The sequence below is a fragment of the Rodentibacter rarus genome, assembly GCF_001998965.1.
GTDB lineage: Bacteria > Pseudomonadota > Gammaproteobacteria > Enterobacterales > Pasteurellaceae > Rodentibacter > Rodentibacter rarus.
In genome coordinates this window covers 1-8,449 of the sequence record NZ_MLHJ01000094.1, presented here as the reverse complement: position 1 = coordinate 8,449, position 8,449 = coordinate 1, and the positions used below count along the sequence as shown (strand labels likewise).

Below are 8,449 nucleotides of genomic sequence, written 5' to 3'. Positions count from 1 at the left end.
CTTTCTCTTCTCTTTTATGCTAAAATGATGCTATCTGAAATTTTCTTTATATTTTTTCTTTTGTTCCTTTCCTCTTCAATTAAATTGATTAAATTAATAGATTTTTTAAAGTCATTCATACATTCTAAAAAATAACCTAATTCATTCTTTCCTCTAAAACAAAAGGAAGTGATAGGCTCTTTAAACTCAAAAGCATAAATAACCGCCTCAGCGTATTCTTTAATCTCTAATTTTCTTAATTCAATCATAATTATAACCTCTTATTAGCCCGCCTAAGCGGGCTTTCTATGTTTATGCGGTAAGTTCTAAATTTTTACTTTTTACTTTTGATGAGCCATATTTAGCCCTGATTGTTTCCATAGTCCAAGAGCCACGATTAAAGCTCTTATGTTCTGCCGGTCTGTAATACCATTTTTTCTTCTGACTAGCCCAAAAACAACCTAATGATTTAATCTGATCTTTGTATTCTTTCGTATTACCCGAAAGCCAAATCCAATTTCCGCAAATTTCAATTTCTACGCCTTGCATTTTTAATATTTCAGAAATAACTACTTCTAAATCGGCTGAATAATCATAAGCATTCTTTTCGTCTGTATGCTTAATCTCTTCAAGATTTAAACCTTTTAGAAATTCATAAGCTGAATTAATGATTTTCATCATTTCCACGCCTGCCGGATTGCGATCAGGGTGATATTTTACCGCCATTTTTTTGTAGGCTTTTGATAATTGATCTTTTGTAACTGTACCCTTAAGATCTAGAATATTTAATGCTTGGTTAATGTTCATAATGATAGCCCCTTATAGGTTCTAGTTGATAAGAAATCCCCACTATGTGAGAACCGTTTTAGTTATTCGACCCTTTGCCGTTTAACTGGGGTTATTATACTATATTTTTACAAATAAACAAATATTTATTTGTGAAAATATTTATTTTTTTTTTTATTTGTTAAAATGCCTTTTATTTGCAAATACTATTTTAAATTCCCCCTCAAAAAAAATTGACCGCACTTTGCAGGATTTATCACTGCACAATAGGGGGCTTCGGCTTGGTTAAATGAAACGGTTGTAGCGGTTTTTGTCAAGGTTTGGCGTAGCCAACCCGGAGGGCTTGACCTTGACAAAAAGAAGAGCGGAAACCGTAAAATGCAACCAAGCTGAATCCCCCTGTTCATTGGTTATCTTATATTTTACTTATGGCTTAGGGATTAGCACCGATAGGCGAAAACACCGCTTGCGGTGGTTGAGTTTTTTTATGGCTGTTTGCGGCCATAAAAAAATGCAAGCCCGACCCGACCAAAGGGAGGGGAAGCCCCAAAGTATTCAAAACTATAAAAAATTATTTTGGACATATTCAAAATACCAATTGAATAGTTTTGAATATAGTTATATTATCCTATTCAAATCTGTTAACTTTTGAACAAGGGTATTTTATGAATAAAGAAAATGAAGAATTTTTATTCAAAGGCACAAGTTCAATATGGAAAAGTACAGTATGGGGAGTTCCATATTGGCTATGGCTAATTACGGTGTCTAGCGTATTTGGTTTAGCAACTATATTCATTCTATATCGGCTATTCAGCTACATAATATAAGGGGATATTGTTAAATGGGTGTTAGAACAAGAATGAGAGTTTTTGTCCGAGGCAATTTATCAGGATTAACAGATGAAGATGTGGAATCTTTAACCGATCTAATTTTGAATGCTATCGGATATACACCTAGATTCTTTATGCCAGTATCAGAAATTGATAAATTTGAAAATAGATTCAAAGAAAAGTTTTATAAAATATTCAAGGAATATAAGACTATGACGAGGTACGATTTTTTCCTAATAAAAAAGAAAATTGAATCCGAATCGGTTTTATTAAAAGCATAAATATTAAGTTTTGAATAGGAGAAAAAATGGAAACTGATACCCCTAAACATTCACTTTATATATTTGATAGCCCCAAGCGACAAAAATGCCTTGATGTAAGAAAGATTGTTTCGGTTGAATATACATCTGATAAGACAATGATAGTGAGAACTCTTTCAGAACGTTCTGATTTCGAGATTCCAAATGCCTCTAGACAAAATTATGAAGAGTTAATTTGTTTTTGGCGTTACTGGTGTCAATAAAATTTTAAGTTTTGAATAAAGGAGATGATATGAAAAAAGGATCACACGAATACAAAAAACCTGAACCTGTTTACATCAAAGATGGCGGTTTACCTATAGCTCCAGTGGGAATAATTATAGTTATAAGTGTTCTTTTTCTACTGTTGCTTAGTCTTAAATTTTGAAAAGGAGTACAAATGATATGAAAAATTTCTTAATCCGTTTACTAGGTGGAATAACTAAAACAGAACACTTAGATAAAATAAAAAGTATGAATCAAAATATAGAGTTGAATTATGTAAGCCGATCTAAATTAGATTATGCTTCCACACTATTAAAACGTTGGAATGAATATAGAGGATCAGTAAATACCCTAGCTAAAGAAATATTAAAAAATAATCCAGATTATTTCAAAAATAACTCTTCTCTCTTCTTTGATCTCGTTTTACAAGACTACTACTTTAGACGATTATTTTTTTTACAGCATAAAAAAGATTTTTTTGAAGACGCAGAAGAGAACATAACTAATTTTCATAAAAGATATGAAGGAACACTAGTTAAGGCATTTTGGGAAATGGAGACAAAATTTTTAGAACTAATCTATTCTGATAAGTACCTCAAAGACTGGAACAAAATTTAAGTTTTAAATAAATGAAAAATATGAAAATATGAAAGAATTTATTAAAGATAATATAGGAATTATACTATGGTGTTTTACCATGATATTAATAGGAGGTTTCTTTCAGATAATTAAACAAAAACCAAAACACTTTATCTGCCATGATTCAAACGGAGTAACAATTATAGACAATAAAGTTACAGTTGATGAAGTAAGCTATAACAATGAAATTATAACATATACTAAGACAGATGGAACCAAAGTATCCTTTATTAAGGATAATAACTTATTAAAATGCAAAGAAAAAGAATAGTTAAAACGAGATAAATTAAATGCTAGATATTTACACATCAATAGGAGTGACAACTATTATTATAGGGTTGTTTATTTTTATATTTATACCCACTAAAAAATGGATATTAGATGAATTGGGACTTAAGAATTATAAATTATTAATATCATCTTCTATCTCTCTTATAATTATAGGAATGTTTGTAATAATTATCAGTCTAGTTCATGACTTAATTTCTATTTTAGGTAAAGTATTTTAAAACACTAGGAGAGATAAAATGAAACGAGAAATAGACCATAAAACATTATTTTTATTGTCTATATTAGGTATAATTTTTATTCCCTATGCAATTATATCATTAAAAGGTGAATTAAATGAAAATAGATTAATCTGTCACGATATAAAAGGCTCAATATTAATAAATGAAAAGGTGATTGGTAAAATAGAAAAAGATGAAAAAAACAGGGTTATAAAATATAAAAAGTCTTATTTCTCTAAAATAACAATATACCAAAATGATAATCTTTTTAAGTGTATAGAAACAAGAACTGATGTATATTAACTATAAATAATCTGGTGTATAAATGGCATTAATAGGTTTCGCCCGGGTAAGTACTATCGGGCAAAGTTACGAAGAGCAAGTTAAGCTACTTCAAGATGTAGACTGCATTAAAATTTTCACCGGGAAAAATTCCGGTGCAAAAGGTAAAAACCGTGCAAGATTGGATGAATTGCTTAATTTTGTGCGCGAGGGCGATACTATCGTAGTAACGAAATTAGACCGCCTAGGGCGTAGTACAAGCCAAATATTGAACCTTTACGAAGAGCTTGAAAGCCGTGGTATTGGGTTAAAAAGTCTTGATGGCGTAATTGATACAGAAAAACGCACAGATCCATTCGATAAAGTCAAATTTGTTTTTATGGCAGCTCTAGCCGAAATGGAGCGCAATTTAATTCGAGAACGTACAATGGAAGGTCGTTTAGCGAAAGGCGAAGCAGGAAAAGGAGGGAGACCTAAAGCACTTACAGAAGCCCAAAAAGTCGCATTTAAACGAGATGTAAAAAGAGGATTTACTTTATCTCAACTCGCAAAAAAATACGATATATCAAAAACAACAGCGTATCGAGAAAGAAAATCCTTAGCATAATCTAGGGATTAAGTTAAAGCATAATTCATATATCCTCCTTTGCCGTTTAACTGTGCTTACTATACTATTTTTACAAATAAACAAATATTTATTTGTAAAAACAAATAAATAATTATTTGCTTTTTTTTATTCATTTTTTTCTTCAAATCTAGGGATAATTTCCAACCCTTTGACTTTTCTCTCAAATAAATAACTAAAAATTACTTCAAAAACAAAATCCGGAACCGGACGCGATTTTTCAGTCCCCTCTCTTCGTTGCCAACAATTAATCTGAGATTTAGTCACCGAATAGCCGGATTTAGCCATTAACTCAATAAATGAAGGTATATCATAAGAAAAAGGAGTAAGCCTAAACAGCTTGGCAAAGATTGTATTTTTGTCCATTGTCGTTCCTTATTTGGGATAGCCATAGAAAATAGCTATCCCTTGTTAAAATTACAATAATTGCTTAATATTAGCACAAATTGCTATAAGCAATTCAGTGTCGCCTCTAATTTCTAAAATATTAGCATGTGGCTCAAATTCAATACTTACATCATTTTTAGGTTTGGCATACAACTTTCCATTATATCCCTCCTTAAAAGGTATGAATTTCTTAAATAGCTCAATTCTGTACTTCTCATTTTCTTTATTTTCATTAGATTTCTTCCTTGCTTCCAAGATATTTACAACCTTTTCATTAAGTGAATTAAGTTCTAATCGATTGAGTAAATCCTGTGCTATTTTTGCTTCAGATTTAAATGCCCCAAATGAAATTTCTTTTGAAAAATAATTCCGGTAATCTAAACGGTAATTCCCAACATATACCGCCGCCTTGACCCGATCCCGGATAAATTCAAGTTTAACGCGTACTTCTTGCCCCCGGATAAAGGAAACATAATTCAAAGCATCGAGATAATTTGACCATTTTTCACCTTTCCAAATAGAAGCTGTTTCAGTCCCTATCTTTTGGAAAATGCTGTCAAATTTACCTTTATATTCTTCGCATTTCATATAATCCCCCTTAGAGTTGAATTTCATAACCTTGAGAAATTAAAGAACTCTGCAAGAACATTTTTGTTTTCTTCAGCGTGTAATAATCTGAACCCAGCTCAATCCATAAATCAGCAAGAAAAGCACTTAATTTTTCTTGAAAAGCATCAAGAATAAAAATCTCTTCTGCTTGAACTGGATTACAATCAAACGCAAAATTTACAACATCAGAATAAGTTTTCGCTTGCGGAAAATACTCTTGAGGATTGAGGGCTGCCCCAAGCAAAATGATTAAGCTAAATTTACAAATAACTTCTTTTTTTCCTAATTGTTCTTGATTAGACATAATGATAGCCCCTTATAGGTTCTAAATTGATAAGAAATTCCCACTATGTGAGAACCGTTTTAGTTATTCGACTCTTTGCCGTTTAACTGGGGTTATTATACTATATTTTTACAAATAAACAAATATTTATTTGCACAAATATTTATTTGTTTATCAAAATACCTTTTCTTGCAAATATTATTTATGCCGCCTTACTTTTATGTCTTTGAGCTTCAGAAGAATCTCTCTGAGTTTTTTATCAGCATACTCAGGCTTTAAATATACACCTCCTTTAGAATCCATTACATAGTTATCTTTATTTTCCTTTAAAGCTCTATACAAAGGGTGATTATCTATTTCTGGATCAGATTTAAACATCTTTTTCTCCTTAATTATTGCTTTGGATAATGAGCATTAATATAAGCTGCCTGAAGGCTACGATAAAGCCCAATGAGTACGCATACATCTACAAAAAAGAATAGCGAACCACCTATGATACTATGCATCAAGATAGTACAAATAAAAATAACTGTCGCCATAATTGCAAGAACAGACTTTTGTCTTAGCTGCTCAAGATAGTAATTGGCAACAGAAAGCAGTTTATCTAATCTATTTAGTATAAGCATAATACATTACAACAGCCCCTTATCTCGAAGATCTTTACGCAAAATATCATTAATATAATCCTTAAGTTTTATTTCTTGCATAAACGCATAGCGTTTTATTGCACGGTAAACATTTTCATCAAGATACAATGTTGTTCTCTTTTCACTCGTTTTTTCTAAATCGGCTTTTAGTTCCGGCATAGCTTCTTTCTCAATGCTTCCAAGTGATAATCCTTTTGTTAATTTGGTTTTAGACATTTTCTACTCCTAATTCCTTTAAAATTTCGTTAGTAATTTGATTAATTTCTTCTTTGGCTTCTTTCGATTGACTTTCAAAAACCGTCCCTCCGGAACTCAATACCTCTGCATAGCTAATTCTTGAGCCTGTACTATGCTGTAGCAACGGTATTTCAAAATTTTCCTGAATAAACTGAATAACTTCTTTTGCTAAATTCGTTTTCTTGTTTACTTGACTTAATACAAGCCCGGACTTTAATTTATCATCTATTTGCATTCGAGTTTGAACAAGTTCGATTGAATCTTTGCAGGCCCAAATATCAAATTGAGATGGTTTAAGTGGAATTAAAATATAATCGGCTAGCCGGATAGCATCGGTCATACTTTTCTCAATACGAGGCGCACCATCAATTAAAAGAAAATCTGCGACTTTTTCGAGATGTTTAATCTCTTTTTCAGATATGCCTTTATCACAGCCGTACACCGGGAAAAAATCTTCATTTGAAAGCGCATTCCACTCTCGAGCAGAAGCCTGTGGATCAGTATCAATTAGTGCAACATTATATCCTCTAAGTTGCAAAGACCGGGCAATATTGATAGATATGGTACTTTTCCCACTCCCCCCTTTTTGGCTTAAAACAGCAATCACTTTCATGTAGTCCTCCTTATCTGTACTGATAACAAATATTAGCACAAATATAAAAATAAACAAATATTTATTTATACAAATAAATAAATAAATAAATATTTATTTGAAAAAATAATTATTTAAAAAAATATGTAAGTTTTTATTTGTCAGCCAAAACAAAAAGCCAAGTTTTAAACTTGGCTTTTTGCTCTAAGAAATTTAATCATTCAAAATTGCATTAACAATATCTTGTGTTTCTGAAACAATATAATCAGGGGCTTCTTCTATTTTCTTAGGGTTTCGTTTAGTAAAATCAATTATTCTTGCTTGATAGGCAACAATAACGCCTTGGGTTTTACAGCCAGTTCCGGATAGCGATACCGCAAAACCATTATCTCTTGCTAATTCTGCGTTACCCTGAGTTATAGGGGCTATTAACATAAAACCTAATGCGTGAAAATTTTCACCACTAAGGACAAGTGCCGGGCGACTTTCCCCTTGTAATTCTCGCCCAAGAGTAGGATTTAACGTGATCCTAATAATATCACCACGTTTAAATTGAGGTTTAATCATTTTTTAAATCTCTTTTCCGATTGGAACTAAATTATCCCAATCATTAATGGGTTGAAGTTTATCAGCTTTAGTGAGTTTTATTCTTTCTGCTAAAGTTAATCGTTGTTTTTTTGGTTTATCGAGAATAACCAATTGGATTGTTTTTTCATTAATTTTTCTTAATTCGATGTTCTCTCCTATATTTAGGTTCATTAGACGAGCAAAGTCAGTTGGTAATCTTAAGGCTTTGCTGTTTCCCCATTGTTTTACTTGAGTAATTGCGTTCATTTTATTTTATCTAGATACTCCGTACTCCGCCTATCTAGATAACTCCTCATGTTTCATCTTTATTTCAAATCTAAATATTTATGTATTTAGATATCCCTCTATAACCAATGTATCATTAAATGATACATTGGTTATTATATGTAATGAAAAAAATATATCAAGATTTAATTGTAAAAATTTGTGCGTTAGCACAGAGAGAGGGATAACCTTCTGCAAAACCATTAGGAAATTGCGGGTGATTGTCAAGGTTTGGCGTAGCCAACCCGGAGGGCTTGACCTTGACAAGCACAGGAGCAATTTTCCTAAACTGGTTGCAGTAAGGTTATCCTATTATTGTTAATTAATGCTCGAATTATGCCCTACGTAGTAGGGTGCTATATATGATTAAAAAATCTTCGATTTTTTAATCTTTTTATTTTTCCGTAAGGAAACTATAAGTTTCGCAATAATAAGTGTAATTAACTTTCATAATTCACAAATTTATCCACAATTTTTGTGGATTACTTTGATAAATTTTCAGAAATGAAAAAATTTGGCCAACATCTCTATTCAAATTTCTCTGCTTGTAGAAGAAAATATGAACAAAATCTGATAAGCGCGTATAACCGCCCCTTTCATCTCTCGACAAAATAAAAAGTGCGGTAAAATTATGAGTGAGGAGGGTTTAGTTGTTAATGATCATGCAA

General features: G+C 31.6%; 16 protein-coding genes. 6 read left to right on the top strand and 10 right to left on the bottom strand.

What is annotated here, in order from left to right; translation table 11 throughout:
• Positions 1-14: 14 nt before the first annotated feature.
• Complete coding sequence (locus tag BKK50_RS09205; RefSeq protein ID WP_077417459.1) at positions 15-248, bottom strand: hypothetical protein; 234 nt, start codon at positions 246-248, stop codon at positions 15-17.
• Positions 249-291: 43 nt separating this feature from the next.
• Positions 292-786 carry a J domain-containing protein gene (locus BKK50_RS09200; protein WP_077417457.1) on the bottom strand — a complete coding sequence of 165 codons (495 nt, stop codon included), beginning with the start codon at positions 784-786 and terminating at the stop codon, positions 292-294.
• A gap of 820 nt (positions 787-1,606) precedes the next feature.
• Between BKK50_RS09200 and BKK50_RS09195 the strand changes: the two genes are divergently transcribed.
• The 6 genes from BKK50_RS09195 (at position 1,607) to BKK50_RS09165 (ending at position 4,156) form a co-directional block, all read left to right on the top strand.
• Complete coding sequence (locus BKK50_RS09195; protein ID WP_077417455.1) at positions 1,607-1,876, top strand: hypothetical protein; 270 nt, start codon at positions 1,607-1,609, stop codon at positions 1,874-1,876.
• Positions 1,877-1,902: 26 nt separating this feature from the next.
• Complete coding sequence (locus tag BKK50_RS09190; protein WP_077417453.1) at positions 1,903-2,118, top strand: hypothetical protein; 216 nt, start codon at positions 1,903-1,905, stop codon at positions 2,116-2,118.
• Positions 2,119-2,299: 181 nt separating this feature from the next.
• Positions 2,300-2,737 (top strand): hypothetical protein, encoded by a 438-nt coding sequence (locus BKK50_RS09185; protein ID WP_077417451.1) that lies wholly within the window; start codon positions 2,300-2,302, stop codon positions 2,735-2,737.
• A 28-nt stretch (positions 2,738-2,765) separates the two neighbouring features.
• Positions 2,766-3,029, top strand: a complete 264-nt coding sequence (locus tag BKK50_RS09180; RefSeq protein WP_077417449.1) for a PB1 domain-containing protein — start codon at positions 2,766-2,768, stop codon at positions 3,027-3,029.
• A gap of 256 nt (positions 3,030-3,285) precedes the next feature.
• The gene (locus tag BKK50_RS09170; RefSeq protein WP_077417445.1) at positions 3,286-3,570 is read left to right on the top strand and encodes a hypothetical protein; all 285 of its coding nucleotides are present in this window, start codon (positions 3,286-3,288) and stop codon (positions 3,568-3,570) included.
• Between the two features lie 22 nt (positions 3,571-3,592).
• Positions 3,593-4,156, top strand: a complete 564-nt coding sequence (locus BKK50_RS09165) for a recombinase family protein (protein WP_077417443.1) — start codon at positions 3,593-3,595, stop codon at positions 4,154-4,156.
• 126 nt (positions 4,157-4,282) lie between these two features.
• Here the strand turns inward: BKK50_RS09165 and BKK50_RS09160 are convergent, their stop codons facing one another.
• From BKK50_RS09160 to BKK50_RS09120, 8 genes are all read right to left on the bottom strand, one after another.
• On the bottom strand, positions 4,283-4,540 hold the full coding sequence (locus tag BKK50_RS09160) for a hypothetical protein (RefSeq protein WP_077417441.1): 258 nt from the start codon (positions 4,538-4,540) through the stop codon (positions 4,283-4,285).
• 51 nt (positions 4,541-4,591) lie between these two features.
• Positions 4,592-5,149: a hypothetical protein gene (locus tag BKK50_RS09155; protein ID WP_077417439.1), complete on the bottom strand. Its 558-nt coding sequence runs from the start codon at positions 5,147-5,149 to the stop codon at positions 4,592-4,594.
• A 10-nt stretch (positions 5,150-5,159) separates the two neighbouring features.
• Positions 5,160-5,474 carry a hypothetical protein gene (locus BKK50_RS09150; RefSeq protein ID WP_077417437.1) on the bottom strand — a complete coding sequence of 105 codons (315 nt, stop codon included), beginning with the start codon at positions 5,472-5,474 and terminating at the stop codon, positions 5,160-5,162.
• A gap of 177 nt (positions 5,475-5,651) precedes the next feature.
• Positions 5,652-5,831, bottom strand: a complete 180-nt coding sequence (locus BKK50_RS09145) for a hypothetical protein (protein WP_077417435.1) — start codon at positions 5,829-5,831, stop codon at positions 5,652-5,654.
• A 254-nt stretch (positions 5,832-6,085) separates the two neighbouring features.
• Positions 6,086-6,316 (bottom strand): hypothetical protein, encoded by a 231-nt coding sequence (locus tag BKK50_RS09135; RefSeq protein WP_077417431.1) that lies wholly within the window; start codon positions 6,314-6,316, stop codon positions 6,086-6,088.
• Positions 6,309-6,950 (bottom strand): ParA family partition ATPase, encoded by a 642-nt coding sequence (gene parA / locus BKK50_RS09130; RefSeq protein WP_077417429.1) that lies wholly within the window; start codon positions 6,948-6,950, stop codon positions 6,309-6,311. Before parA ends, BKK50_RS09135 begins: the two co-directional genes overlap by 8 nt.
• A 192-nt stretch (positions 6,951-7,142) precedes the next feature.
• Positions 7,143-7,496: a type II toxin-antitoxin system PemK/MazF family toxin gene (locus BKK50_RS09125; RefSeq protein ID WP_077417426.1), complete on the bottom strand. Its 354-nt coding sequence runs from the start codon at positions 7,494-7,496 to the stop codon at positions 7,143-7,145.
• Between the two features lie 3 nt (positions 7,497-7,499).
• Positions 7,500-7,763, bottom strand: a complete 264-nt coding sequence (locus BKK50_RS09120; protein ID WP_077417425.1) for an AbrB/MazE/SpoVT family DNA-binding domain-containing protein — start codon at positions 7,761-7,763, stop codon at positions 7,500-7,502.
• Positions 7,764-8,449: the final 686 nt, after the last annotated feature.